This is a genomic window from Rhizobium quercicola (genome assembly GCF_021168455.1).
Taxonomy (GTDB): Bacteria; Pseudomonadota; Alphaproteobacteria; order Rhizobiales; family Rhizobiaceae; genus Ferranicluibacter; species Ferranicluibacter quercicola.
Map to the genome: position 1 here is coordinate 1 of NZ_JAJOZR010000024.1, position 25,406 is coordinate 25,406.

Below are 25,406 nucleotides of genomic sequence, written 5' to 3' on the forward strand. Positions count from 1 at the left end.
TGGAAACTATCGGGCAAATGAGCGATGAACCACTCATTAGCTTGCCAGCAGTGGCGCGATGATACTCTTCCGGCCCTTCGGAATGAGCCGTGGTCGTATAAGCTACACCACGTCCTGGGACACGATCGTTCACGCCGCCGCATGTCCGCGAGCGCAAGAACCTGCGGCTCGTGCGGCGCGGCAGGGGTGCCTACGATCTCAGTCAGGCGGTACATGAGGGAATCGTGGCGGATGGCACCGTGCGCAATGCTGAGACCGGCAGCCTGTTGCACTACCGACCGCTGCCGATGGACGAGCAGATTCTGAAGGAAAACCATTACTCCACGCTGAAGGCCGATCAGGCCTACAATACCGGCCGCCGTCCGAAAGCGCTCAGCCTGGTCTTCTCGCCCCCGATCTATTTTCTCCGGCTTTACCTGAAGAGCGGCCTCTGGCGCTGCGGCACATCCGGCTTCATCGAGGCCATGACCGGTGCCGTCTATTCCTTCCTCACACAGGCAAAGCTCCACCAGCGGCACGCTCTGCGCTACCGCGCCAATGTCGACGATTCGCAGAACAGGTGATCCCAGCAGCATGAAAGTCTTTCACTTCCACTTCGGAAAAGATGGTGGAGCCGAGATGTTTTTCGTTCACCTCGTCGGAGCGCTCGGGCGCCGCGGCGTCGAGCAGACGACGGTCATCCGGCGCGATCGCAAATGGCGTATGGATATCGCGCCCCATGCCCGGATCATCGAAAGCAATTTCCGCAATCTGTCGCTCGACAGGCTGACACTGCCTTTGCGGGTTCAGTGGCTGGCAGAGCGGGAACGACCCGATGCCATCATGTCCTGGGCGACGCGGGGCAGCCGTCTGATGCCGCGTTACCGCCACGGACTGACGCTGTCCCGGCTTGGCGACTACCCGACCCATCTCGGCTATTTCAAGAACACCGACGTGCTCGTCTGCAACACGCCGGGCATCGCGGATCATGTCCGTCGGATCGGCTGGACGCGCGGCGTCGAGGTCATTTCGAACTTCACCAAGACCGAGCCGGTGCAACCGGTGCTGCGCAGCACGGTCGATACGCCGGAGGGCGTGCCCGTGGTGATGACGATGGGACGTTTCGTGAAGCGCAAGGGCTTCCACACCCTGATCGATGCCGTTGCGAAACTGCCGGATGTCTTCCTCTGGATTGCCGGCGATGGCGAGGAGCGTGCCGCACTCGAGGCGCTTGCGCTGGAGCGTGGTATGCAGGGGCGGATCCGGTTTCTCGGCTGGCAGAAGGATACGCGCGCCTATGTTGCTGCTGCCGATGTCTTCGTCATGCCGTCATCGCACGAGCCGCTGGGCAATGTCATCCTGGAGGCCTGGGCGCAGAAGCGGCCCGTGGTGTCCTCGCGCTCGGAGGGTCCGTCCTGGTTCATGCAGGACGGCGAGAACGGGCTGTTTGCCGAGATCGGCAATGCGGACCAGTTTGCCGATGGCATCGCGCGGATCCTGGCCGATCCGGGTCTCGCGCGGGATCTGGGCGAGGGGGGGCGTGCGACCTTGATGCGGCAGTTCTCGGAAGAAGCGACAGCAGGGGCGTATATCGATCTTTTCCGTCGGGGTAAGTGACGCATGGCCATCAGACCGAGCATCGACTGCCGATGAATCTTCTTGCCCCGGGCGGGACGATGATGCAGAACCCGAGGCGTCTGCCGCGCGACCGTGCCCGGGCCGAACAGGCCGTCGTGTCTCTCGCGTGGCAGCGCCATATCCTGCAGCGTTCCAAGCGCGCCAGAAACGGCGCCGCGCCGTGCAGGCGAAGAAGAGGTGGTCACCCCCGTGCTGCGCGCCGATCTCGATCAGATCGACATCAAAATCCTCCGCGAACTTCAAGCCGATGGACGGATGACGAATGTGGAGCTTGCCGCCCGGGTCGGCATTTCCGCGCCGCCCTGTCTGCGCCGCGTCCGGCGGCTGGAGGAAACGGGGATCATCGAGGGCTATCGCACGGTGCTGAACGGCCCGATGCTGGGCCTCGATCTCGTGGCCTTCTGCATGGTGGGGCTCAAGCACCAATCGGACGCCAATCTGAAGGCCTTCTCGGCGGCGACCACGGCCTGGCCTCTCGTGCGGCAGGCCTGGCTTGTGAATGGCGACAGCGATTTTCTTCTTCATTGCGTCGCCGAGAATCTTACGACCTTCCAGAATTTCGTGATCGAGGACCTGACGGCGAACGAGCAGGTGGACACCGTGCGGACCATGCTGACGATCCGCCAGGTGAAGAAGGTCGGGCTGGTGGATATCTGATGGCGTCCGATCGACCGCTTCGCCGACGGATCTGGAAACTGGCCGCCACGCTCGCCTACGGCCGCCGTCGCGCCCATGCCTATGACTGGGCGCCATCGCTGCGGATCGAACCGGCACCCTACGGCCCGGAACGAACGATCCTTTTCCGCGATCGCCCGTCCGGCACGCTGCTGCCGCCGTCGGCGTTGTCGGACCTTGCCGGCAGCGATATCACCATCGTCGGCTCCGGACCCTCCGTTCGCGACGCCGATCTCGGCGCGCTCGCCAACTGCAGCACGCTTCTCCTTAACGGCGCCATCGCGCTCGTTCCGGAGCGCGTCCCTCGCCCGCTGGCCTTTGCCGTCGAGGACGAACGCTTCGTCTATCGCCATTTCCAGACATTCATCGCCGGTCTCGACCGGAGCATTCTCTGTCTGTTGTCCGTTGCGGTCATCCGGGCGATTCTGGAGCATGACCCGGACTGGCTGCTCGAGAGGTCTGTCATCCTCATCGACAACCTGCTCAAGCCGTACGGGGAGAACCGGCGCGATCTGTCTGGCGTGTCGCGCATGCCGGCGATGACCGTGGATATGCCAAGCCGGTCCGGCGTTTCGCTCGACCCCGCCTTGGGCGTTTTCCAAGGCGGTAGCGTCGCCGTGTCGGCGCTTCAGTTCACGCTGTTCTGCCGCCCCCGGATCGTCGGCTTTATCGGTATCGACATCGCCAATGCGGCACAGCCGCGGTTCTACGAGGCGCCCGGCGAGCGGGTCTTTTCCGGGGTATCGGAGGCGGAGGGACGCATTCTTGCCCATATCCGCCTTGCAAAAACCGTCGGCGAGGCGCGGGGATCGACCTTCGTCAACTATGCGCGGACGTCGGCGCTGCAGAAAATCGGCATTGCCTTCAGCGATCGGCTGACGGCTTCTCGCTAAGGCGACCCGTCACGCGGACAGAGCCTCCCGGTCCAGTAATCCATCATACACCTGCGACAGCGCTTTCGCCTCGCGCTCGATGCCGAATTCGGCGCGGACGTGGGCGAGGCCGGCCTGTCCGTGGGCGGTGGCGCGGGCGGGGGCCTGGAGGTAGAGGCGGAGTGCCGTCGTGAGCGCGTCTCCGTCGCCGGCGGGCACGACCGCACCGGTTTCTCCGGGGCGAATCATTTCGGCATAGGCGCCGGCATCCGAGGCGACGACGGCGGCGCCGGAGGCCATGGCTTCGAGCGGGGTCAGGCCGAAGCCTTCGTTGCGGGACGGGGCGACCAGCAGCGAGACGCGGCGATACCAGGGCTTGATGTCGTCGACCTCGCCGAGAAACCGGATGCGATCCGACAATCCCGCCTCGGCGATCGATGATTTGAGGCCAGCCGCGAAGGCCTCGTGTTCGGGGGTGACGCGGCCGCAGATGACGGCGGTCCATTCGGGATGATGTGGCAGGAGAGCGATCATCGCCTCCACGAAGAGATCGGTGCCCTTCTGCGGGCGCACGCGACCGAAACAGCCGACCAGCCTGCGGCCGGCGAGATCGTCCGGTGGCGCTTCGCGCCCGCCGGTCGCAGGCGGGTGAAAACGCGCCAGATCGACGCCATGGCGGATGACGGTGTGGGGGACGTCCAGAAAGCTGCCGGAGCGGGCCGATGTGGCCACCACGGCATCCATGCGCCGGATCAGCCCCTTGGTCCAGCGGGAGTGCCTGCGCTGGGCGGCGGAGGTGAAGAGCAGCTTCAGCGGCATGCGCAGCACATCGCGCAGAAGAATGCCGGGGAGCATTTCGAGGTTTCGGCGAGCGTGCCAGATGCGGACCGCGCGACCTTCCGGCGGACGGCGCAGGCGCAGGAGATCGCGAAAGCGGATGGCGGGGAGGTCGTCCGGAAGGCCGGGTCCGAGTGTTGCGATACGCTCGCCCATGCGGACCTGCACCGGCACGAGCTGCACGATGGTCGAGGTGACGCCGGAAAGCCGCTTCTTGAAATTCGGAGCGATGATGTCGACGGTGCGGATGTCCAGAAGCCTGCTCATGATCGTGTGAGGATAGAGGAAGTGCAGCGATCCGTCACGCGCGGGTGCAGGTCATCCACCACGCATTCATGCCGGCTTCGGTTTCCGGCGTCGGGAATTTCCCGCACGCGAGACTGGGCGAGGAACGGGCGCAAAAGCCGGAATCACAACGGCTCCGGACTTGGGGGTCCGGAGCCGTTGCTGCATTCGTTCCGAATCAACCCCAGTTGATCGCGAGGATCTCGTAGGCCTTCGACCCGCCGGGGGCGACGACCTCGATCGAATCGCCAACCTCTTTGCCGATCAGCGCGCGGGCGATGGGCGAGGAGATGGAGATGCGGCCCTGCTTCACGTCGGCTTCCTGGTCGCCGACGATCTGGTAGGTCTTGTTCTCTTCGGTGTCCTCATCAATGAGCTTGACGGTGGCGCCGAACTTGATCTTGGAACCCGACATCTTCGAGAGGTCGATCACCTCGGCCCGGGCCACGTAGTCCTCGACCTCGCCGATGCGGCCTTCATTGTGGCTCTGCGCTTCCTTGGCGGCGTGGTATTCGGCATTTTCCGAAAGGTCGCCATGGGCGCGCGCTTCGGCAATCGCCTCGATGATCCGCGGCCGCTCTTCCTGCTGGCGCCAGCGCAGCTCTTCCTGCAGCTTGGCAAAACCGCTCTGCGTCATCGGTACTTTTTCGACCATTTCAACGTCCTTCGTGGTGCGCGCCGGGCCTGCGCAGGCAGGCCCGAAGCAAAATAAAACGGCATCCGGAGCGTCAACTCCGGAACCGTTCAAAACATCAAGGCAATAACTATAGCAGAAACGTCCGGTGGGAAGCCAGATCTTTCGAAGAATGTCGGAGCTCGACCACCCCGGTTCCGCCTTCGCAGGAACCAAGCGGGGCATGAGACCGTTCCATTCGACACGATGGAGATGTCGATGAACCCGGAATTCCCCCAGCAATCCACGGACCAGATCGACGGGCGGCTCAACGCCTACCGGCGCCTCCTGATCGGCCTCATGACGCATGTCGCACGCGACGCGGAGGGTCGCCAGATGCTCGAAGCCATGGCGCGCGACACCGAAATTGTCGCGGACCACGAGGAGGACCCAGGCGTCATCCCGGACGAAGGCTTTGCTGGCCAGCACCTCGCCGATGAGGAAATCCGCGCCAGCATCACGACGGCTTTGACACGGGCGGAGGCGCTGGCTGCAGCCCGATCGGCTGCACCGTGAACCTGAAAAAGGAGAGCCAACCGCGACGCTGGATCATTCAACTCAGATCGATATCGGCTTTTTTCGTTTCAGCGATTTTTGACCAAGTCGGCCCTTAAGGTGCCTTCAGTCTTGGAATTAGGCAGGAGACTGGAGGGATATGTATCATCCCGCTCTGCCGCATCGTCAGGCCACATCGAGAAGCGATGAGGATAGATGCAGCCGTGCATTTAGAACCTCCATACCGACAATGCGGCCCTCATCGTCATAGTCGAGGACAATTCCATCGGAAACCTCCGCACTGTCCACGACGGTTTCGCCTGAGAGCCTTATATAGGCCGCGTCGGACGACCGATCGTATTCTACAACGGGTTTCATGTAGGCTTCCTCGCATCCCGATCGATGAATGCTGATACTACACGAAATTCGCCTTCGTCTTCAACGCATGCCACGCGCAGATATCGCCCAGCTCGCACGGGGATCGCGCGAAAGCATCTGCGAACGGCCAGATCGCCGGGATCCGTCTCGGTCCATTCCGGCGTTCGCACTGTCTCTTCAATCCACTCTTTCGATAATTCTCGCTGCAGGATCACCGTATCCGCATGCATGGTGTAGCGGATCGGCTTAGCCATCGTCAGAAATAGCTCTGAAGCGGGCGGACTTCGAGGTTGCCGGCTTTCAGGGCCTTGATCGCGGCGGCGGCGGCTTCGGCGCCGGCCATGGTGGTGAAGTAGGGGACTTTCTGCATCAGCGTTGCACGGCGGAGCGATTTGGAGTCCGAGATCGCCTTGTTGCTGTCCGTCGTATTGATCACGAGCTGGACCTGGCGGTTGCGGATCGCGTCCTCGATGTGCGGGCGGCCTTCCTGAACCTTGTTGATCTTCGTCGTCGTGATGCCGTTGGCTTCCAGGAAGCGGGCGGTGCCGCCGGTTGCCAGCACCTTGAAGCCGATATCGGTCAGGATGCGGATGGCCGGGAGAACGCCGTCCTTGTCGCCGTCGCGAACGGAGACGAAGACCGTGCCCTCGCGCGGCAGATCGACGCCGGCACCGAGCTGCGCCTTGGCGAAAGCAAGCGCGAAATCGGTGTCGAGGCCGATGACTTCACCGGTCGATCGCATTTCCGGGCCGAGCAGGATATCGACGCCGGGGAAGCGGGCGAAGGGGAACACGGCTTCCTTGACGGCGATGTGCTTGAGCGCCCGCGGGTCGGGCTTGCCGCCGTAGGCCGCAAAGCACTGGTCGAGCGTTTCGCCGGCCATGACGCGGGCGGCGATCTTGGCGATCGGCGCGCCGATGGTCTTGGCGACGAAGGGCACCGTGCGCGAGGCGCGGGGGTTGACCTCGAGCACGTAGACGACGCCGTCCTTGATCGCGAACTGGACGTTCATCAGGCCGCCGACGTTCAGCGCCTTCGCCATGGCCTTCGCCTGGCGCTCCAGCTCGTCCAGCATGTCGTTGGACAGCGTACGGGGCGGCAGGGAGCAGGCGCTGTCGCCGGAGTGAATGCCGGCTTCCTCGATATGCTCCATGATGCCGGCGACGTAGACGTCCTTGCCGTCGGAGATGCAATCGACGTCCACTTCGATGGCGTTTGCGAGGTAGCTGTCGAAGAGGAGCGGGTTCTTGCCGAGCAGCGTGTTGATCTGCCCGGTCTTGTCGTTGGGGTAGCGCTGCTTGATGTCTTCCGGCACGAGTTCCGGCACCGTGTCGAGCAGGTAGGTCTGCAGCATGCTTTCCGAATGGATGATCTGCATGGCGCGGCCACCCAGAACATAGGACGGGCGCACGACCAGCGGGAAGCCGATCTCGGAGGCGACCAGGCGGGCCTGCTCGACGGAGTAGGCGATGCCGTTGTTCGGCTGGTTGAGGTCGAGCTTCATCAGAAGCTTCTGGAAGCGGTCGCGATCTTCGGCAAGGTCGATCATGTCGGGTGCGGTGCCGAGGATCGGGATGCCGTTCTTCTCCAGCGCTTCGGCGAGCTTCAGCGGGGTCTGGCCGCCGAACTGCACGATGACGCCGACGAGTTCGCCGCGCGTCTGCTCCATCTTCAGGATCTCGATCACGTCCTCGGCCGTCAGCGGCTCGAAGTAGAGCCGGTCGGAGGTGTCGTAGTCGGTGGACACCGTTTCCGGGTTGCAATTGATCATGATCGCTTCGAAGCCTGCATCCTTCAATGCGAAGGCGGCATGGCAGCAGCAATAGTCGAACTCGATGCCCTGGCCGATGCGGTTCGGGCCGCCGCCGAGGATGACGACCTTCTTGCGGTCGGAGATGCCGGCTTCGCTGCGGGCCTGGCCGACGAAGGGGGTCTCGTAGGTCGAATACATATAGGCGGTGGGCGAAGCGAACTCGGCCGCGCAGGTGTCGATGCGCTTGTAGACCGGGCGCACGTCGAGCGCGTTGCGCTTCTCGGCCACTTCCTTCGGGCGCATGCCCGAGAGCGTGGCGAGGCGCGCATCCGAGAAGCCCATGGCCTTCAGCATGCGCAGGTTGCCGGCATCGTCCGGCAGGCCGTGCTCGCGGATGCGGGCTTCCGTGTCCACGATGGCCTTGAGCTGGGCGATGAACCACGGGTCGATCTTCGAGCCGTCATGCACGTCGGCTTCCGACATGCCGAGGCGCAGCGCCTGGGCGACCATGCGCAGGCGGTCGGGCGTTGGCGTGCCGATCGCGGCGCGGATCGCATTGCGGCCATCGCTGCCGTCGTCGAGGCCGGGGATCTCGATCTCGTCGAGGCCGGTCAGGCCGGTTTCCATGCCGCGCAGGGCCTTCTGCAGCGATTCGGCGAAGGTGCGGCCGATCGCCATGACCTCGCCGACGGACTTCATGGCGGTGGTCAGCACGGGGGATGCGCCCGGGAACTTCTCGAAGGCGAAGCGCGGGATCTTGGTGACGACATAGTCGATCGAGGGTTCGAACGAGGCCGGCGTCGCGCCGCCCGTGATGTCGTTTTCCAGCTCGTCCAGCGTGTAGCCGACGGCAAGCTTGGCGGCGATCTTGGCGATCGGAAAGCCGGTGGCCTTGGAGGCCAGCGCCGAGGAGCGCGACACGCGCGGGTTCATCTCGATGACGACGAGGCGGCCGTCCTTGGGGTTCACCGCGAACTGGACGTTCGAGCCGCCGGTTTCCACGCCGATCTCGCGCAGAACCGCGATCGAGGCGTTGCGCATGATCTGGTATTCCTTGTCCGTCAGGGTCAAGGCAGGGGCAACGGTGATGCTGTCGCCCGTGTGGACGCCCATCGGGTCGATGTTCTCGATCGAGCAGATGATGATGCAGTTGTCGGCCGTGTCGCGCACGACCTCCATCTCGTACTCCTTCCAGCCGAGCACCGATTCCTCGATCAGCACTTCGGTGGTGGGCGAGGCATCGAGACCGGAGGAGACGATCTCGAAGAATTCCGAGCGGTTATACGCGATGCCGCCGCCGGTGCCGCCGAGGGTGAAGGACGGGCGGATGATGGTGGGCAGGCCGACATGGTCGATCGCCTGCGCGGCGATCGCCATCGCATGGCTCATGTAGCGCTGCTTGCGGTCGGTCTCGCCCAGATTCCACTGATTCTCGAGTGCGTCCAGCGCGGTGTCCAGCTCGGCGCCCGACAGGCTTTCCTTCAGCTTGTTGCGCTCGGCCTCATGCGTCTTGCGGTCGGCATCCTTGATATCGGTGGCGTTCGCCAGCATGGACTTCGGCGTTTCCAGGCCGATGCGGGCCATGGCCTCGCGGAAGAGCGCGCGGTCTTCGGCCATGTCGATGGCGGCGGGCTTCGCGCCGATCATTTCGACATTGTAACGGTCAAGCACGCCCATTCTCTTCAGGGAAAGGGCCGTGTTCAGCGCGGTCTGCCCGCCCATGGTGGGCAGCAGTGCGTCCGGGCGCTCCTTGGCGATGATCTTGGCGACCACTTCCGGGGTGATCGGCTCGACATAGGTCGCATCGGCAAGGCCCGGATCGGTCATGATGGTCGCCGGATTGGAGTTGACCAGAATGACCCGGAACCCTTCTTCCTTCAGCGCCTTGCAGGCCTGGGTTCCGGAATAGTCGAACTCGCATGCCTGGCCAATGACGATCGGTCCAGCGCCGATGATGAGGATGGACTTGATATCTTGGCGCTTGGGCATGGTCTAGGTTCCGCTTTTCAGGCTGCGCGAAAAGCCGGCTCCGATGGCGGGTGTCCATCGGCCGGTCGTGCAGTCTCACGTCTTTAAGGCTAGAAGGGGCTTATAGGGAAATGGGCGCCGGAGCGAAACCCCGAAATCGCGATCACAACAGGAAAACGGTCCGAAAAGTGCTGGCAAACGCATTCGGCGCCGGGGATACCTTTTCCATGAGCCTGCGTTATATCGATCGCATCTGTGATGCCGAACCAAGGGAGTGAACCGCCATGGAATGGAAGGGCCGACGCCAGTCGAGCAATGTCGAGGATCAGAGCGGCTCCGGGCCCGTGCGGGGTGGTTTCGGTCGCGGTGGGGGTTTCCGTATTCCCATGGGGAGCGGACGCGGGGGCGGCCTGAGCATCGGCACCATCATCTTCCTCGTGGTGATCTACCTGATCTTCAAGGCGATGGGCATCGACCTTCTGCAGGTTCTCGACGGTGGCCAGACGGGACAGTCCGGCTACGAGCAGAGCCAGGGCAGCACGCAGGGCACCGCGGAGCAGGAGGAAACCAAGGCTTTCATCCGTACGGTTCTCGCCGAGACCGAGGATACGTGGAACGGCATCTTCCAGGCTAACGGGAAGACCTACCGCGAGCCGACGCTCGTGTTCTACACGGGCGGCGTCGAGTCGGCCTGCGGCCAGGCTTCGTCGGCGTCCGGCCCGTTCTACTGCCCGGGCGACCAGAAGGTCTATCTCGACACGTCCTTCTTCGACGAGCTTTCCCAGCGCTTCCAGGCCTCGGGCGATTTCGCGCAGGCCTATGTCGTCGCACATGAGGTCGGGCATCACGTCCAGAACCTGCTCGGCACGCTGCCGCAGGTCAACGAGCAGCGGCAGGGCATGGACGAGGCCTCGTCCAACGAGCTTTCCGTGCGCACCGAGCTGCAGGCCGATTGCTATGCCGGTATCTGGGGCAAGTACACCCAGCAGAAGGGCCTGTTGGAGCAGGGCGACCTCGAAGAGGCGCTCAACGCCGCGACCCAGATCGGCGACGACACGCTGCAGAAGCGGACGCAGGGCTATGTCGTGCCGGAAAGCTTCAACCATGGCACGTCGCAGCAGCGGGCGACCTGGTTCAAGCGCGGCTTCGACAGCGGACAGCTGCAGGCCTGCGATACGTTCAACAATCCGGTCTGATCAACGAGCCATGCGGACGGTTTCCTCCGTCCGCATGGCGCCTGTCTCTTCCATGTCATAAGCGGGCGATACTTCAGGCGCAGACCAACGCACCCGGAGCGCCTCTCATGGCAGACTGTCCCAGCACATCCTCGCCCGTCATCCGTGACGTCATCGCGGCGCGGGCCTCGCGCCGCAGCTTTCTCAAGGGTTTTTCGGCGGTGGGAACCATCGCTGTGACCGGGTCCGGCTTCGTCGGGTCGCTGTTTGCCGAGGAAAGCTTCGCCGCTTCGGCGGCGTCCACCCTGCAGTTCACCGAATTGAAGCGCGTCTACGACAAGGACATGGCGGTCGCGCCCGGTTACACGGCGGATGTCGTTGCGCGTTGGGGCGATCCGATGACTGGCTCCGCCTCGGTTTTCGACGGCACGGTGCCGTCTGCCGCCGAGCAGCTGGTCCGCTTCGGCTACAACTGCGACTATATCGCCTTCATGCCGCTGCCCAAGGGCTCGGCCAGTGCCGACCACGGCCTGCTCTGCGTCAACAACGAATATATCTCGCCCAACGTGATCTTTCCCGGCATGACCGAGGATGGCGCCGGGGCGACGATGACGCGGGAGCAGGTCGACTTCGGCATGGCCGCCATGGGCCACTCCATCGTCGAGGTGAGACTGGAGAATGGCGCCTGGACCATGGTTCAGGAGAGCACCTACAACCGTCGCCTGACGGTGGAGACGCCGATGGCGCTGTCCGGCCCGGTCGCCGGCCATGATCTTGTTAAAACCAGGGACGATCCGGACGGCCGGCTCGTGCGTGGCACCAACTACAATTGCGGCGGCGGCGTCACCCCCTGGGGTACAGTGCTGACCTGCGAGGAGGGGGCCTCCGACACGTTCGGCGGCAAGCCGGAGGGGTCGGTGATCGCACCGGTGCTGGAGCGCTACGGCTTCGATGGGTCCGACGTCTACGGCCGCGCCCGGTTCCACGACCGTTTCGACATGACCAAGGAGCCCAACGAGCCGAACCGTTTCGACTGGGTGGTCGAGATCGACCCTTACGATCCGTCTTCCACGCCCATCAAGCGCACGGCGCTCGGCCGCATGAGCCACGAGGCCTCCACGGTGGTGCACAACAAGGACGGCCGGATCGTCGTCTACATGGGCGACGACGATTACTTCGAATACACCTACCGCTTCGTCACCAGGGCGGCCTTCGATCCCGCAAAGCCGGAAACGGCGACGAACATTCTGGACGACGGAATCCTGTCCGTCGCGCGTTTCGATGACGACGGCGCTCTGCACTGGCTGCCGCTGGTGCACGGGCAGGGGCCGCTGACGACCGAAAACGGCTTTGCCTCCCAAGCAGATGTGCTGCTGAAAACGCGCCTTGCCGCAGACGCGGTCGGCGCGACGCCGATGGACCGACCGGAAGACATGGAGACGAACCCGGTTACCGGCCGTGTCTACGCCGTGATGACCAAGAACAAGAAGCGGGAACAGGACAAGCTGAACCCTGCCAACACCCGGCCGGAAAACCTGTGGGGGCACATCGTCGAGCTGATTCCGCCCGGCGGACGCGGTCGCGATGCCGACCATGCGGCCGACATCTATGAATGGGACCTGTTCGTTCTCGCCGGCAATCCCGCCGATGCGGCGACCAAGGCGAGTTTCCACCCCGAGACCTCCGAAAACGGCTGGTTTGTCTGTCCCGACAACATCACCTTCGATCCCGCCGGCCGGCTCTGGGTCGCGACGGATGGCGCGAACGATTTCGGTCTGCCGGACGGGATCTACGGCATCGACACGGAAGGCTCGGCCCGTGGTCTGCCGAAGCTGCTCTTTACCTGCCCGGCCGGCGCGGAGGCGACCGGGCCTTGCTTCACGCCGGATGGCAAGACCCTGTTCGTCTCCGTCCAGCATCCGGCCGAGGATGCCGAGACACTGGACAAGGCCGAAACCCTTTGGCCGGACTTCAAGGGCACGCTGCCCCGTCCGTCCGTGGTCGCGATCCGCAAGATCGATGACGGCGCCGTGGGCGCCTGAGGCGCGCATCGCTGCTCCCGAGCCCGGTCGTCTGATGCGACCGGGTCGCTTTGGCGCCCGCCGACGGCCTGTGCGGGACGGATCGTCCCAACAATCGCCGTTGCCTCGCCTCCTGCTTGCCTCTACAGCAGCAGGACGCGACCAAGTCCGCCTGGCGGATCTGCGGGTCGCAGAGCCCGCGAGGGGCGGACGGTTTGCGATAGGGCACGCGCGCCGAAGAGGCGCGGTGCGGGGGTGGGGAGGTTTGGCATGATCGATCCGGCTGCTGCGAGGCGGGGGCTTTTCCTCGTTTTCATGATCCTCTTCCTCGACATCATCGGCATCGCGATCATCATGCCGGTCCTGCCGGCCTTTCTTGCGGAACTGACGGGCGATACGATCAGCGATGCCGCCATCGACGGCGGATGGTTGCTGCTCGTCTATTCCGGCATGCAGTTTCTGTTCGCCCCGCTGATCGGCAATCTTTCCGACCGATTCGGACGCCGCCCGGTCCTTCTCGCCTCTGTCCTCACCTTCGCGATCGACAACCTGATCTGCGCGCTGGCCACCAGTTTCGGCATGCTCTTCGTCGGGCGCATTCTCGCCGGCATTTCCGGGGCGAGTTTCTCCACGGCCTCGGCCTTCATCGCCGACGTGTCCGACGACAGCAACCGCGCCAAGAATTTCGGGCTGATCGGCATCGCCTTCGGCACCGGCTTTGCGCTGGGGCCGGTGATCGGCGGCGCGCTCGGCGAGTTCGGCCCGCGCGTGCCGTTCTATGGTGCGGCGCTGCTCTCTTTCGTCAATTTCGTCATCGCCTTCTTCCTGCTGCCGGAAACGCTGGAGCGCAAGCATCGCCGGCGCTTCGAGTGGCGGCGCGCCAATCCGCTGGGCGCGCTTCGCCAGATGCGCAACTATCCCGGCATCGGCTGGGTGCTGCTGGTGTTCTTCCTCTACTGGCAGGCACATGCGGTGTATCCCGCCGTCTGGTCCTTCGTCGCCACCTATCGCTATGGCTGGAGCGAGGGGCAGATCGGCCTGTCGCTCGGCGTCTTCGGCATCTGCGGCGCGGTCGTCATGGCCTTCATCCTGCCGCGCGCCATCCCCGTGCTCGGCGAATGGCGCGCCGGCGCCGTCGGCCTCCTCTTCTGCTGTTTCGGGCTTTTCGGCTATGCCTTCGCCTTTCAGGGCTGGATGGTCTATGCCGTGATCGCCGCCACGTGCCTCGAGGCGCTCGCCGATCCGCCGCTGCGCTCGATCGCCGCGGCGAAAGTGCCGCCGTCTGCGCAGGGGGAGCTTCAAGGCGCGCTCTCCAGCATCTCGTCCTTCACCACCATCCTCGGGCCGCTGGTCTTTGCGCATATCTTCAGCCGGTTCACGGCGCCGGATGCGCCGGTGACCTTTGCCGGTGCGCCCTATATCCTGTCCGCCGTCCTCATTGCCGCTGCCGTCTTCCTGTATGTGACGCGCCTGAAACCGAAGACCGAAACCGGCGCCGCGCCGGAGGCCTGACCCGAGATCTGCCTCGAAAACGATCAATCTCTGTGATGTTCGGATGAAATTTGCAGCATGGCCTGCCTCTGGCTGGAGGTTTGCCGCCATTCGCGCTAAGAGCGAGCCGTCGCGCGTGCCCATTCCGGCCGCGACGGACCAGAGGCTTCTCGATCATGCTGACGTCAACGCATCCCGCTGCGGCGGATTTCCGTGGGGACAATTCCTGGGCTGCACACTTTCGTGGAAGCGTCATTCTCGGGGTGCCCTTCGTTGCCGCGCAGATCGCGCAGCTCGCCATCAACACCACCGACGTGGTGATGGTGGGCAAGCTGGGCGCCACGGAACTCGCCTCCATCATTCTCGCGACGCAGATGTTCTTCACGATCTTCGTGTTCGGATCCGGCTTTTCCAACGCGGTCGTGCCGATGGTGGCGCAGGCCGTGGGGCGCGGTGACGTCGTCTCGACGCGGCGTTCCGTGCGCATGGGCATGTGGGCGGTGCTGATCTACGGCGTCCTCACCGCGCCGATCCTGTGGCTGGCCGAGCCGATCCTGCTCTTTGCCGGCCAGCAGCCCGAGGTGGCGGCGAAGGCGGCCGGCTATCTGCACATCGCGCAGTGGGCGGTCTTTCCGAGCCTCGTCTTCATGGTTCTGCGCGCCTTTCTCAGCGGTCTGGAGCGGGCAGGGATCATCCTTTACATCACCCTGATCACGCTCGTCCTCAATGCCGGCTTGTGCTATCTGCTGATCTACGGGCATTTCGGCTTTCCGGCGCTCGGCATGGTCGGGGCGGCCTGGGCGGCACTCGCGGTCGCCATCCTCGGCCTCGTGCTCGCCATCGTCTATATCCAGCGACATGCGGAACTGCGGACCTTCGAACTCTTCGTCCGGTTCTGGAACCCGGACTGGCATGCGCTGAAGGAAGTCGTGCTGCTGGGGCTGCCGATCGCCCTGACGATCCTTGCGGAAGTCAGCCTCTTCACCGTCGCGTCGCTGCTCATGGGCACGATCGGCACGGTGGAACTGGCGGCCCACGGCATCGCCCTGCAATTTGCCTCCATCGCCTTCATGATCCCGCTCGGCCTCGCCCAGGCGGCCACCGTGCGTGTCGGCCTGGCCTTCGGCCGCGGCGATATGGAGGGCGTGCGGAAAGCCGGCATTTCGGCGCTGGCGCTCGGCATGATCTGCGCCGGTCTCGGCTCGACGCTCTTTGCCGTCATCCCCTATGCGCTCGCCGCGCTCTATCTCGACACCACACGCACGGATGCGGCGCTCGTGCTCGCCTATGCCGGCCCCCTGATCGTCATTGCCGGCGCCTTCCAGCTGGTCGATGGCCTGCAGGCTATTGCCGCCGGCATGCTGCGCGGGTTGAAGGACACGACGGTGCCGATGGTGCTGGCGCTGATTTCCTACTGGCCGATCGGCTTCTTCTCCGCCTGGCTCTTCGCTTTTCCGCTCGGCTTCGGCGGTCAGGGCGTCTGGTATGGCTTTTCGCTCGGCCTGCTCGCCGCAGCCGTGCTCCTGAACGCGCGGTTCTTCCGCATCGTTCGCAAGATCAGCTGAGCCGGTCGGGAGATCGCGCGGTCGCCCGGCGGAGGTCTGGCGGCCGACCATGATCGGTCGTCTTCGGGAGCTCTGGGGGCGGACGAACGCGCACGCCATGCGACGATCTTGCGCGCACCCGTTAACGATGTCCGATGTCAGAGCCCGTGGACACTGACATTCCGCAGCGGGTTCCTGCTGCTGCGCGCGCGGGTGCGGTCTATTTTCGAGCGGTGCTGCAGAGACTGCAGCCGGACACGCGCTCACCGCAATCGACGTCACCAATCCCGTAAGACGTGGAATGGATCCGCGCGACTCGGCATATGGCAACGCCGGCCGACGTGCGCGGGCCGGCGTCGGTCCGCCGGTCGATCTCGCGGCGTCGGCGGTGGTGCGGCAGGCGCAGGCGTCAGGCGATCAGGCGCGTTCTGCCAGAGCGACCTCGCCCTTCTTCTCGCGCAGAAGATTGACGAAGCGGCGGAAGAGGTAGTGGCTGTCCTGCGGGCCGGGGGAGGCTTCCGGGTGGTGCTGGACGGAAAAGACGGGCTTGCCCGACAGGCGCAGGCCACAATTGGTGCCGTCGAACAGGGAGACGTGGGTTTCCTCGACGCCGGCCGGCAGCGATGCGGAATCGACCGCGAAGCCGTGGTTCATCGAGACGATCTCGACCTTGCCGGTCGTATGATCCTTTACCGGATGGTTGGCGCCGTGATGGCCCTGATGCATCTTCTCGGTCTTGCCGCCCAGCGCAAGGCCCAGCATCTGGTGGCCGAGGCAGATGCCGAAGACCGGGATGTCGGTTTCGATCAGCTCGCGGATCACGGGCACCGCATATGCGCCCGTCGCCGCCGGATCCCCCGGGCCGTTCGAGAGGAAGACGCCATCCGGGTCAAGCGCGAGGACGTCGTCCTTGCTGGCCGTCGCCGGCACGACCGTGACCTTGCAGTCGAGACCGGTGAAGAGGCGCAGGATGTTGCGCTTCACGCCGTAGTCGATGCAGACGACATGGTACTTTGCCGCATCGGACGCCAGCATGGCGGTGCCTTCGTTCCAGACCCAGGGCTTTTCGCTCCAGACGGAGGACTGACCCGAGGTCGCGACCTTGGCGAGGTCGAGGCCTTCGAGGCCGCTCCAGTCCTTCGCCATCGCCTTCAGCGCGTCGATGTCGAACTGCCCGTTGGCATCATGGGCGATAACGGCGTTCGGAGCGCCGTTCTCGCGGATCCAGGCCGTGAGCGCGCGGGTGTCGATGCCGCACATGCCGATGATCCCGCGGGCCTTCAGCCAGGCGTCGAGATGGCGTACGGCACGGTAGTTGGACGGGTCGGTGATATCGGCCTTGAAGATGACGCCGACCGCGCCGTGGCGGGCCGCCGGCGTCAGGTCCTCGATGTCTTCGTCATTGGCGCCGACATTGCCGATATGGGGGAAGGTGAAGGTGACGATCTGGCCGAGATAGGAGGGGTCGGTGAGAATTTCCTGATAGCCCGTGAGGGCCGTGTTGAAGCAGACTTCGGCGGGAACGGCACCCGTCGCCCCGATGCCCTTGCCTTCGATCACGGTGCCGTCCGCCAGGACGAGCATGGCGGTTGCGGGTTCGGTGGTCCATGGAGCGGTCATCGGCGTCATCCCGTTGCGGCGAGGCGGCGGACGAACGGACCACCGGGTCGCCAAGCTTCTCAGCACCCGGTGCCGCCCGGCGCATGCGGGCGCGGGTCGCAATTCGGGTCTCTCTTGGTGCAGGTCCTCGACATAAGCGCGCGGTCGCGCGGGGTCAACCGCTGCCAACGGAAATCCGCCGAATAATGCGGGCGCGGCCTGCGCCGGTCGCAAGAGCGTGCCGGCCACCCCATCTGGTGACGAAGCTGTTTGTTGCGGCCGGGCCGATGGTCTATGAGGGCCGCCAGAACGACACACCCACGAGAGACAAGGGAGATACCCATGCTGCGCGACACGATCAACGATGCCCTGAAGACGGCGATGAAGGCCAAGGACGCCCGCCGGGTGTCCACGCTGCGGCTGGTTCAGGCCGCGCTGAAGGATCGCGATATCGCCAATCGCGGCGTCGGCAAGCCGGAGACGACCGATGACGAATTGCTGCAGATCCTTGCCAAGATGGTCAAGCAGCGCGAGGAATCGGCGAAGGTCTACGAGGATGCCGGCCGGCCCGAACTGGCGACTCATGAGCGCGAGGAAATCGCCATCATCGCCGATTTCCAGCCCGAGCAGTTCTCCGAAGCGCGGGTGAAGGAGGTCGTGGCGGCCGCGATCGCGGATGCGCAGGCCGCGGGACCGAAGGACATGGGCAAGGTCATGGCGATCCTGAAGGAGCGGCATGCCGGCCAGATGGATTTCGCCAAGGCCTCCGGCGTGCTGAAGGCACTTCTCTCTGGCGCCTGACGCCGTGTATCCGGGCACTGTCCGGCGGTCGATGATGCGGCCGCCGGCTCTGCCGTCTCCGCCTGCCGGCGTGCTGCCTGTGGAAAGCGGTGAGGGATGTCGCGCGCTGTAGCGGTACGGCGCGCAAGCGACTATATCGGGCGCATGCGTTTTTCCCCGACCTTTCTCGAAGAGATCAAGGATCGCGTTCCGATTTCGGACGTGATCGGCAAACGTGTGACCTGGGACCGGAAGAAGACCAACGCGTCCAAGGGCGACTACTGGGCCTGCTGCCCGTTTCATGGCGAGAAATCGCCGAGCTTCCACTGCGAGGACCGCAAGGGCCGCTATCATTGCTTCGGCTGCGGCGTTTCGGGCGATCACTTCCGGTTTCTCAACGAACTCGACGGCATGAGCTTTCCCGAGGCCGTGCAGCAGATCGCCGATCTCGCCGGCGTCGCCATGCCGCAGCCGGATGTGGAAGCCGAGAAGCGCGACAGGCAGCGCTCGACCCTGCAGGACGTCATGGAAATGGCGACGCAGTTCTTCCAGGATCAGCTTCAGACGGCCAACGGCGCCCGCGCCCGTGCCTATCTGCGCGACCGGGGCCTGACGGGGCGGACGATCGACACCTTCCGGCTCGGCTATGCGCCGGAAAGCCGCAATGCGCTGAAGGAGCACCTTGCCAACAAGGGCATTCCGCGCGAGCAGATCGAGGACTGCGGGCTCGTGGTACACGGGCCCGACATTGCCGTCTCCTACGACCGCTTTCGCGACCGGATCATGTTTCCGATCCTGTCGTCGCGCGAGAAGGTGATCGCGTTCGGAGGGCGGGCCATGTCGCCGGACGCCCCGGCGAAGTACCTCAATTCCAACGAGACCGAGCTCTTTCACAAGGGCAACGTGCTCTATAATTTCGCCCGCGCCCGCCGGACGCTGGGCGGTGCCGACGGCAACGACACGATCATCGCCGTCGAAGGCTATATGGACGTCATCGCGCTCCATCAGGCGGGAATCGAGAATGCGGTGGCGCCGCTCGGCACGGCGCTGACCGAGAACCAGCTGGAGCTTCTGTGGAAACTGACGCAGGAGCCGATCCTGTGCTTCGATGGGGACGGCGCCGGCATCCGGGCCGCCAATCGCGCTGTCGATCTGGCAATGCCGCATCTGAAGCCCGGTCGCTCGGTGCGGTTCGCGCTGCTGCCGGACGGCAAGGATCCCGACGATCTCGTGCGCGAGGAGGGGCGTGCGCCGTTCGACCGCGTGCTGACGGCGGCACGGTCCCTCTCCGAAATGGTCTGGACGCGGGAGGTGCAGTCGGGCAGCTTCGACACGCCGGAAAAGCGGGCGGAGCTCGAGGCGAAGCTGAAGCAGGTCGTCGGCGTGATCGGCGACGAAAGCGTTCGCCGGCACTATGGACAGGCGATGCGCGAGCGGCTGAATACCTATCTGCGCGGGCCGCAACGCTCCGGCTTCCAAGGCGGCGGCTTTCAGGGCGGAAACTATCCGCGCGGGGGCGGAGCGGGTGACTTCCCCTCCGGCGGCGGGCAGAGGAGCGGCGGGCAGGGCAGCGGCCGGTCCGGCGGCCGGGGCGGTTTCGGCAAGGAGGCGCCGATGCGCAGTCTCGCCGGCGTCTCCGACCGGCTGGCGCGGTCCTCGATCGTGTCCGGCGTCCAATCGCTGCCGCCGCTGAAGGAAAGCGTGCTGGCGCTGACGATCGTCAATCATCCCGACGTGCTCTTTGCCGAATATGACGAAATCTCCGTCATCGACTATGAGAGCAAGGAGCTTCAGCGCCTCTGGTCGCAGGTCCTGAACGCGGCCGCCGCCAAGGGGCCGCGTCTGACGCGCGAGATGCTGGTCGAAAACCTCGAGGCCGCCGGCTTTGCAGGCCTTCTCGCCATGCTGGACCAGCAGGTCCGCTTCGCGCGCCTCTGGATCGCCACGCAGGCGGCCGATCCTGCCGACGCGCTGGAAGGCTATCGACAGGCGCTGGCGCTGCACAAGCGGACGAAGGCGCTGCTCTGGCAGCGTCGCGAGCTGGAGCGCGATCTCGCACGCGCGACGGAAGACGGCGACGACGAACTGGCAAGCCTCGTCCTGCGCAATCTGGAAGAGGTGCAGCACGAAGTGGAACGCCTGGAGAACCAGGAGGCGATCATCGAGGGGTTCGGCGTGCTCTCCGGACGCGTCAAAGGGCCGGGCGCGAAATGATGGCTGGGCGATAGAGGTCATTTCACCGCACCTTCCCGTGCTCCGGTTCGCATAAGTGCACGCGTCAGCGGCGCGCGCCTATGTCGATCGGTATGTTCCGCTCATGAGGAAAGGCTAGATCGCTAATTTGAACAAATCAAGAACAAATCGCTTTTCTTTCGCCTCTCGTTCTGTCATCTCCGAGTCACGCCGGAAGGGCAGGCAGGTGCACTCTGCTGTGGTCTTCGCGGCGTTCGGCCGCCAGTGCCCTCGCGCCGGCGGGTGGAATCGTGCAGAATGGCTTTCATGACCTCTTCCTCCCTGCCGTCTTTCTCGACCCGTAACGACCCGCCCTTCGATGCCCCTCCGGGACACGGGCGGGAGCCCGCCTCGTCCGCATTCCGCGCAACCGGCAAGGCGCCGCTGGATGTGCTGAAAACCGTCTACGGCTACGGCGTTTTCCGCGGGCAGCAGGGCGATGTGGTCGAACATGTGGTCTCGGGCGGAGATGCGGTGGTGCTGTTTCCGACGGGGGCCGGCAAGTCGCTCTGCTTCCAGGTGCCGGCGCTCTGCCGCTCCGGGCTCGGAATCGTCGTTTCCCCCCTGATCGCGCTGATGCGCGACCAGGTGGAGGCGCTGAAGGCGCTTGGCGTTCGGGCGGCGGCGCTGAACTCGTCGCTGTCGCGGGAGGATTTCATCGATGTGCGGCGGTCGGTGCGCGACGGAACGCTCGACCTGCTTTACGTCACGCCGGAGCGGATCGTGACCGACGGCTTCCGCGAGATGGTGGCGGGGGTGGAGATCGCGCTGTTTGCGATCGACGAGGCCCACTGCGTGTCGCAGTGGGGACACGACTTCCGGCCGGAATATCGAACGCTCGGGCAACTGGCGACGCTCTATCCCGGCGTGCCGCGCATGGCCCTGACGGCGACGGCCGATCCGCAGACGCGGGGCGATATCATCGAACGGCTGGCGCTCTCCGATGCGCGGGTTTTCAGCTCCAGTTTCGACCGGCCGAACATCGCCTACGAGATCGTCGAACGCGACCAGCCGCGCCAGCAATTGCTGCGCTTCCTGTCGCGGCACAAGGGCGCGAGCGGTATCGTCTATTGCCTGTCGCGGGCGAAGGTCGAGGATACGGCGGAATGGCTGAACGGGCAGGGCATCCGGGCGCTTGCCTACCATGCCGGCATGGACCGCGCCGTGCGCGATGCGAATCAGGATGCCTTCCTGAAAGAGGAAAACCTCTGCCTCGTGGCGACGGTCGCCTTTGGCATGGGGATCGACAAGCCGGATGTGCGCTATGTCGCGCATCTCGACCTGCCGGGCTCGGTCGAGGCCTATTATCAGGAGACGGGCCGCGCCGGGCGCGACGGCATGCCGTCCCAGGCCTGGATGGCCTATGGCATGGCCGACGTGATCCAGCGGCGCAAGATGATCGACGAAGGCGGGGCGGCCGAGGATATCAAGCGCATCGAGCGCGGCAAGCTCGGGTCGCTGCTCGGCATCTGCGAGACGGCCTCCTGCCGGCGGCAGGCGATCCTCGCGCATTTCGGCGAGCGCCATGCCGGCGGCTGCGGCAATTGCGATACCTGCCTCAATCCGGTGGAAACATGGGATGGCACGGAGGCTGCGATCAAGGCGCTGGCGGCCGTTTATCGCACGGGCGAACGCTTCGGCGCGGGGCACGTCATCGATGTGCTGACGGGCACGGTGAACGAGAAGACGACGCGGTTCGGCCACGCCGACATGCCGGTGTTCGGTGCGGGCAAGGAGATTGCGGCGAAGACCTGGCAGTCGATCCTGCGGCAGTTGCTGGCGGCCGGCTTTCTTAGCGTCGATCATGCCGCGTTCGGCGCCTTGAAGCTGGAGCCGGCCGCGCGTGCGGTTTTCAAGAAGGAGACCGAGGTTCGGTTTCGCAAGGACCGCCCCACCTCCGCCAAGGCTGCCAAAAATGCGCGCTCGCCGGCAGCAAGGGAGAAGGCGGCGCTGGACGGATCGGATCTGGAGCTTTTCGAAGCACTGCGCGCGACGCGCGCGGAGATCGCCCGCGGCATGAACGTGCCGCCCTATGTCGTCTTTCCGGATACGACGCTGATCGCGCTTGCCAAGATGCGGCCGGATGATGCCGACGATCTGCTCGATATTCCCGGCATCGGGCAGAGCAAGAAGGAGCGGTTCGGCGAGCAATTCCTCGAGGCCATCCGCACGTTCCGGGGGTAGGGGCCACGCGCTGGAGGCTTGTCTTTCGACCGCACGCCTCCCGTGGACAGAGCATCCCGTGTGGTTTCGGCCGGCGCCACGTCTCCGGGTTCCGGTCGCGCCAAGTGTCGGAAAGTCTTGTGCGATATGCCTTACGCTTGCAGGCGTCTCGGGCAGGAAAAGACGGGTGGCGTTGCTTGCTCTTGCAACCTTTCGTCTTGCTCTTGTCTTGTGTAGGAAACGTCCTACATCTGCCTAGCAGATCGAGACAGCGGCAATGCCGAGCCTTAATTCCGGCGTTTTTCGCCTAATTGCGCTGTTTTATGCCGGAAGAGCTTGACGTAGCCGAAGAATCTGGGAATCAACCGTCTTTGGCTTGGAAGGTTTATTGGATACGGCGGAAACGATCATCATGCAAGTGATGTTTGGAGCGTGCTGCTGCCGCAGCCGACCGGGATGATCGCGGCAGGTGCCGTGGTTAATCGGGAATTAATATCAGCCCGTTAGGTCAGGGGTAATGTTCGCGGTGTTGCGCCGGAAGGCGCCCGGGCCACACGGCTCGTCACCGCTCCAACGTGGAATGCTGGTCCAAAGAAAGCGACGAAGAATGGCAACCAAAGTCAAAGAGAACGAAGAAGCCGAATCTGAACGCGACGGCGCAACGGACGGCCCGCTTCTCGATCTCTCGGACGACGCGGTCAAGAAAATGATCAAGGCCGCCAAGAAGCGCGGCTACGTCACGATGGACGAGCTGAATTCCGTGCTTCCGTCCGAAGAGGTGACCTCCGAGCAGATCGAGGACACGATGGCCATGTTGTCCGACATGGGCATCAATGTCGTCGAGGACGAAGAGGTCGACGAGAACGCATCCGGCGGCGAGGAAGAGGCGAGCGACGACGAGCCCGACAGCGAGGGCGGCGAGATCGCCACCTCCAGCGGCACCGCGCTTGCCACCGCCAAGAAGAAGGAACCGACGGACCGGACGGACGATCCGGTGCGGATGTATCTGCGCGAGATGGGCTCGGTCGAGCTTCTGTCGCGTGAAGGCGAAATCGCGATCGCCAAGCGCATCGAGGCCGGTCGCGAGACGATGATCGCGGGTCTCTGCGAGAGCCCCCTGACGTTCCAGGCCATCATCATCTGGCGCGACGAACTGAACGAAGGCCAGACGCTGCTGCGCGAGATCATCGATCTCGAGACGACCTATTCGGGTCCGGAAGCCAAGGCTGCGCCGCAGTTCCAGTCGCCCGAAAAGATCGAGGCGGACCGCAAGGCTGCCGAGGAGAAGGAAAAGACCCGCCGCTCGCGCACCAGCGAAGACGACATCACCAATGTCGGCGGCGAGGGCCTGCCGCCCGAGGAGGAGGAAGAGGACGACGACGAGTCGAACCTCTCGCTCGCCGCGATGGAAGCGGAACTGCGCCCGCAGGTCATGGAAACGCTCGACATCATTGCCGAGACCTACAAGAAGCTGCGCAAGCTGCAGGACCAGCAGGTCGAGCTGCGGATGAATGCCGCGACGGGATCGCTGACCTCGGCGCAGGAGAAGAAGTACAAGGAGCTCAAGGACGAGCTCATCACGGCCGTGAAGTCGCTGTCGCTTAACCAGAATCGCGTCGATAATCTGGTCGAGCAGCTCTACGACATCAACAAGCGGCTGGTGCAGAACGAAGGCAAGCTGCTGCGGCTGGCCGAAAGCTATGGCGTGAAGCGCGACTCGTTCCTGGAGCAGTATTCCGGCAGCGAACTCGTGACGAACTGGATGGAAACCGTCAGCAACCTGACGGCGCGGGGCTGGGCGCCCTTCGTCAAGAACGAAGAGCGCATGATCAGCACGATCCGCGGCGAGATCCACAATCTGGCAACGGAAACCGGCATCTCGATCTCGGAATTCCGCCGGATCGTTCACATGGTCCAGAAGGGCGAGCGCGAAGCGCGGATCGCGAAGAAGGAGATGGTGGAAGCCAACCTCCGCCTCGTGATCTCGATCGCCAAGAAGTATACGAACCGCGGCCTTCAGTTCCTGGACCTCATCCAGGAAGGCAATATCGGCCTGATGAAGGCGGTCGACAAGTTCGAGTATCGTCGTGGCTACAAATTCTCGACCTATGCCACATGGTGGATCCGGCAGGCGATCACGCGTTCGATCGCCGACCAGGCGCGCACGATCCGCATTCCGGTGCACATGATCGAGACGATCAACAAGATCGTCCGCACGTCGCGCCAGATGCTGCACGAGATCGGCCGCGAGCCGACGCCGGAAGAGCTGGCCGAGAAGCTGGCCATGCCGCTCGAAAAGGTTCGCAAGGTCCTGAAGATCGCCAAGGAGCCGATTTCGCTCGAAACCCCCGTGGGCGACGAGGAAGACAGCCATCTGGGCGACTTCATCGAGGACAAGAACGCCCTGCTGCCGATCGACGCCGCCATCCAGGCGAACCTGCGCGAGACGACGACACGCGTTCTGGCCTCGCTGACGCCGCGCGAGGAGCGCGTTCTGCGCATGCGCTTCGGCATCGGCATGAACACGGACCATACGCTGGAAGAAGTCGGCCAGCAGTTTTCGGTCACGCGTGAACGTATTCGCCAGATCGAGGCGAAGGCGCTGCGCAAGCTCAAGCATCCGAGCCGCTCGCGCAAGCTGCGGTCGTTCCTCGACAGCTGAGGCCCGGTCCGGGATTTGTGTGAGATACGGCGTCCGCGACAAGCGGGCGCCGTTTTCATTTTAACAAAAGAAAACCTCCGCCTATGGCGGAGGATTGGAAGAGTTCTACGCGGTATGAAAGAAACCACCGGGCTTGGATCACGAAGTGATCGAAGACCGGAGGTTATAATGGACGATAACCATCTA

Annotated in this window: 18 protein-coding genes and 1 pseudogene; 13 read left to right on the forward strand and 6 right to left on the reverse strand. The window is 64.4% G+C overall.

Translation table 11 applies throughout. From position 1 onward, the window contains the following. Positions 1-128 precede the first annotated feature (128 nt). The 4 genes and pseudogenes from LRX75_RS22820 to LRX75_RS22835 all read left to right on the forward strand — a co-directional run. A pseudogene (locus tag LRX75_RS22820) lies at positions 129-563 on the forward strand (glycosyltransferase family protein); the annotation flags it as partial. Between the two features lie 10 nt (positions 564-573). After that, complete coding sequence (locus LRX75_RS22825) at positions 574-1,596, forward strand: glycosyltransferase (protein ID WP_231816878.1); 1,023 nt, start codon at positions 574-576, stop codon at positions 1,594-1,596. 210 nt (positions 1,597-1,806) lie between these two features. Next, positions 1,807-2,274 carry a winged helix-turn-helix transcriptional regulator gene (locus tag LRX75_RS22830; RefSeq protein ID WP_113150714.1) on the forward strand — a complete coding sequence of 156 codons (468 nt, stop codon included), beginning with the start codon at positions 1,807-1,809 and terminating at the stop codon, positions 2,272-2,274. Then, positions 2,274-3,185 carry a glycosyl transferase gene (locus LRX75_RS22835; RefSeq protein ID WP_231816879.1) on the forward strand — a complete coding sequence of 304 codons (912 nt, stop codon included), beginning with the start codon at positions 2,274-2,276 and terminating at the stop codon, positions 3,183-3,185. Before LRX75_RS22830 ends, LRX75_RS22835 begins: the two co-directional genes overlap by 1 nt. A 9-nt stretch (positions 3,186-3,194) precedes the next feature. Here LRX75_RS22835 and LRX75_RS22840 read toward each other — a convergent pair whose 3' ends face one another. Further along, positions 3,195-4,268: a glycosyltransferase family 4 protein gene (locus LRX75_RS22840; protein ID WP_231816880.1), complete on the reverse strand. Its 1,074-nt coding sequence runs from the start codon at positions 4,266-4,268 to the stop codon at positions 3,195-3,197. A 196-nt stretch (positions 4,269-4,464) separates the two neighbouring features. After that, positions 4,465-4,941 carry a transcription elongation factor GreA gene (gene greA, locus LRX75_RS22845; protein WP_062592294.1) on the reverse strand — a complete coding sequence of 159 codons (477 nt, stop codon included), beginning with the start codon at positions 4,939-4,941 and terminating at the stop codon, positions 4,465-4,467. Positions 4,942-5,178: 237 nt separating this feature from the next. Between greA and LRX75_RS22850 the strand changes: the two genes are divergently transcribed. After that, positions 5,179-5,475, forward strand: a complete 297-nt coding sequence (locus LRX75_RS22850; RefSeq protein WP_231816881.1) for a hypothetical protein — start codon at positions 5,179-5,181, stop codon at positions 5,473-5,475. 165 nt (positions 5,476-5,640) lie between these two features. On the opposite strand, the gene LRX75_RS22855 is transcribed toward LRX75_RS22850, so the two are convergent. Genes LRX75_RS22855 through carB form a run of 3 tightly spaced genes read right to left on the reverse strand, consistent with a single transcriptional unit; the run spans position 5,641 to position 9,574 of the window. Then, a complete protein-coding gene (locus tag LRX75_RS22855; protein ID WP_231816882.1) occupies positions 5,641-5,832 on the reverse strand; it encodes a DUF2283 domain-containing protein in 192 nt (63 codons plus the stop codon). Beyond that, positions 5,829-6,086: a DUF4258 domain-containing protein gene (locus LRX75_RS23490; RefSeq protein WP_420851256.1), complete on the reverse strand. Its 258-nt coding sequence runs from the start codon at positions 6,084-6,086 to the stop codon at positions 5,829-5,831. Before LRX75_RS23490 ends, LRX75_RS22855 begins: the two co-directional genes overlap by 4 nt. A gap of 2 nt (positions 6,087-6,088) precedes the next feature. Next, positions 6,089-9,574 carry a carbamoyl-phosphate synthase large subunit gene (carB, locus tag LRX75_RS22860; RefSeq protein WP_231816883.1) on the reverse strand — a complete coding sequence of 1,162 codons (3,486 nt, stop codon included), beginning with the start codon at positions 9,572-9,574 and terminating at the stop codon, positions 6,089-6,091. 263 nt (positions 9,575-9,837) lie between these two features. Here carB and ypfJ point away from each other — a divergent pair, with 263 nt between their 5' ends. The 4 genes from ypfJ to LRX75_RS22880 all read left to right on the forward strand — a co-directional run bounded on the left by ypfJ (position 9,838) and on the right by LRX75_RS22880 (position 15,805). Continuing rightward, entirely contained in the window at positions 9,838-10,749 is a 912-nt protein-coding gene (ypfJ, locus tag LRX75_RS22865; protein ID WP_231816884.1) for a KPN_02809 family neutral zinc metallopeptidase, read from the forward strand. A 107-nt stretch (positions 10,750-10,856) separates the two neighbouring features. Continuing rightward, the gene (locus LRX75_RS22870; RefSeq protein ID WP_231816885.1) at positions 10,857-12,770 is read left to right on the forward strand and encodes a PhoX family protein; all 1,914 of its coding nucleotides are present in this window, start codon (positions 10,857-10,859) and stop codon (positions 12,768-12,770) included. Positions 12,771-13,019: 249 nt separating this feature from the next. Next, positions 13,020-14,261 (forward strand): TCR/Tet family MFS transporter, encoded by a 1,242-nt coding sequence (locus tag LRX75_RS22875; protein WP_231816886.1) that lies wholly within the window; start codon positions 13,020-13,022, stop codon positions 14,259-14,261. Between the two features lie 155 nt (positions 14,262-14,416). Continuing rightward, positions 14,417-15,805: an MATE family efflux transporter gene (locus LRX75_RS22880; protein WP_231816887.1), complete on the forward strand. Its 1,389-nt coding sequence runs from the start codon at positions 14,417-14,419 to the stop codon at positions 15,803-15,805. A 396-nt stretch (positions 15,806-16,201) separates the two neighbouring features. Here LRX75_RS22880 and carA read toward each other — a convergent pair whose 3' ends face one another. After that, positions 16,202-17,413 carry a glutamine-hydrolyzing carbamoyl-phosphate synthase small subunit gene (carA, locus tag LRX75_RS22885; RefSeq protein ID WP_231816888.1) on the reverse strand — a complete coding sequence of 404 codons (1,212 nt, stop codon included), beginning with the start codon at positions 17,411-17,413 and terminating at the stop codon, positions 16,202-16,204. A 312-nt stretch (positions 17,414-17,725) separates the two neighbouring features. Here carA and LRX75_RS22890 point away from each other — a divergent pair, with 312 nt between their 5' ends. From LRX75_RS22890 to rpoD, 4 genes are all read left to right on the forward strand, one after another. Further along, positions 17,726-18,184, forward strand: a complete 459-nt coding sequence (locus LRX75_RS22890) for a GatB/YqeY domain-containing protein (RefSeq protein WP_231816889.1) — start codon at positions 17,726-17,728, stop codon at positions 18,182-18,184. Between the two features lie 144 nt (positions 18,185-18,328). Further along, positions 18,329-20,377, forward strand: coding sequence for a DNA primase (dnaG, locus tag LRX75_RS22895; RefSeq protein ID WP_231816891.1), 2,049 nt, complete (start codon positions 18,329-18,331; stop codon positions 20,375-20,377). A 285-nt stretch (positions 20,378-20,662) separates the two neighbouring features. Next, entirely contained in the window at positions 20,663-22,579 is a 1,917-nt protein-coding gene (gene recQ / locus LRX75_RS22900) for a DNA helicase RecQ (protein ID WP_231816890.1), read from the forward strand. Between the two features lie 586 nt (positions 22,580-23,165). Further along, a complete protein-coding gene (gene rpoD / locus LRX75_RS22905) occupies positions 23,166-25,220 on the forward strand; it encodes an RNA polymerase sigma factor RpoD (RefSeq protein WP_113152670.1) in 2,055 nt (684 codons plus the stop codon). The last annotated feature ends 186 nt before the right edge of the window (positions 25,221-25,406 follow it).

What these genes read in the sequence shown, in the direction of transcription:
- LRX75_RS22880 (WP_231816887.1), top strand. Translation starts at nt 14,417, where the DNA reads ATGCTGACGTCAACGCATCCCGCTGCGGCGGATTTCCGTGGGGACAAT.
- LRX75_RS22855 (WP_231816882.1), bottom strand. Translation starts at nt 5,832, where the DNA reads ATGAAACCCGTTGTAGAATACGATCGGTCGTCCGACGCGGCCTATATA.
- LRX75_RS22840 (WP_231816880.1), bottom strand. Translation starts at nt 4,268, where the DNA reads ATGAGCAGGCTTCTGGACATCCGCACCGTCGACATCATCGCTCCGAAT.
- LRX75_RS22850 (WP_231816881.1), top strand. Translation starts at nt 5,179, where the DNA reads ATGAACCCGGAATTCCCCCAGCAATCCACGGACCAGATCGACGGGCGG.
- LRX75_RS22835 (WP_231816879.1), top strand. Translation starts at nt 2,274, where the DNA reads ATGGCGTCCGATCGACCGCTTCGCCGACGGATCTGGAAACTGGCCGCC.
- carB (WP_231816883.1), bottom strand. Translation starts at nt 9,574, where the DNA reads ATGCCCAAGCGCCAAGATATCAAGTCCATCCTCATCATCGGCGCTGGA.
- LRX75_RS22890 (WP_231816889.1), top strand. Translation starts at nt 17,726, where the DNA reads ATGCTGCGCGACACGATCAACGATGCCCTGAAGACGGCGATGAAGGCC.
- LRX75_RS22870 (WP_231816885.1), top strand. Translation starts at nt 10,857, where the DNA reads ATGGCAGACTGTCCCAGCACATCCTCGCCCGTCATCCGTGACGTCATC.
- carA (WP_231816888.1), bottom strand. Translation starts at nt 17,413, where the DNA reads ATGACGCCGATGACCGCTCCATGGACCACCGAACCCGCAACCGCCATG.
- ypfJ (WP_231816884.1), top strand. Translation starts at nt 9,838, where the DNA reads ATGGAATGGAAGGGCCGACGCCAGTCGAGCAATGTCGAGGATCAGAGC.
- LRX75_RS22875 (WP_231816886.1), top strand. Translation starts at nt 13,020, where the DNA reads ATGATCGATCCGGCTGCTGCGAGGCGGGGGCTTTTCCTCGTTTTCATG.
- dnaG (WP_231816891.1), top strand. Translation starts at nt 18,329, where the DNA reads ATGCGTTTTTCCCCGACCTTTCTCGAAGAGATCAAGGATCGCGTTCCG.
- greA (WP_062592294.1), bottom strand. Translation starts at nt 4,941, where the DNA reads ATGGTCGAAAAAGTACCGATGACGCAGAGCGGTTTTGCCAAGCTGCAG.
- LRX75_RS22825 (WP_231816878.1), top strand. Translation starts at nt 574, where the DNA reads ATGAAAGTCTTTCACTTCCACTTCGGAAAAGATGGTGGAGCCGAGATG.
- rpoD (WP_113152670.1), top strand. Translation starts at nt 23,166, where the DNA reads ATGGCAACCAAAGTCAAAGAGAACGAAGAAGCCGAATCTGAACGCGAC.
- LRX75_RS23490 (WP_420851256.1), bottom strand. Translation starts at nt 6,086, where the DNA reads ATGGCTAAGCCGATCCGCTACACCATGCATGCGGATACGGTGATCCTG.
- recQ (WP_231816890.1), top strand. Translation starts at nt 20,663, where the DNA reads ATGACCTCTTCCTCCCTGCCGTCTTTCTCGACCCGTAACGACCCGCCC.